This window comes from Ensifer sp. LC163 (assembly GCF_001695855.1).
Lineage (GTDB): Bacteria > Pseudomonadota > Alphaproteobacteria > Rhizobiales > Rhizobiaceae > Ensifer.
Genome location: NZ_MBSS01000057.1, coordinates 1 through 602 on the forward strand (window position 1 = coordinate 1; position 602 = coordinate 602).

A 602-nucleotide genomic window follows, 5' to 3' on the forward strand; every position below is an offset into this window, starting at 1 on the left:
TGTCGAGCGGCTTCTTCTTCGCCTTCATGATGTTCGGCAGCGAGGCATAACGCGGCTCGTTCAGCCGCAGGTCGGTGGTGACGACCGCCGGCAGTTTGATGGCGATCGTCTGCAGACCGCCATCAACCTCGCGCGTCACCGTCGCGCTTCCCTCACCGATCTCGACCTTGGAAGCAAAGGTACCCTGGGCCCAGCCCAAGAGCGCCGACAGCATCTGGCCGGTCTGGTTGCTGTCGTCATCGATCGCCTGCTTGCCGACGATGATCAGCCCCGGCTGTTCGGCCTCGGCAACACCCTTGACGATCTTGGCAACGGCGAGCGGCTCGACCGGGTCGTCGGTCTCGACCAGGATGGCGCGGTCGGCACCCATCGCCAGCGCCGTCCTCAGCGTCTCTTCGGCCTTGGCCGGACCGACCGACACGACCACGACCTCGTCGGCCTTGCCGGCTTCCTTCAGCCGCAGCGCCTCTTCCACCGAGATCTCGTCGAACGGGTTCATCGACATCTTCACATTGGCGAGCTCGACGCCCGAGCCGTCCGCCTTCACCCGGATCTTGACGTTGTAGTCAACCACCCGCTTGACCGTCACAAGTATTTTCATG

General features: G+C 63.8%; 1 protein-coding gene. It reads right to left on the bottom strand.

The features are described 5' to 3' along the window. The coding region (locus BC360_RS27520; protein WP_065797593.1) for an electron transfer flavoprotein subunit beta/FixA family protein at positions 1 to 601 on the bottom strand (601 nt) is incomplete at its 3' end. Position 602: the final 1 nt, after the last annotated feature.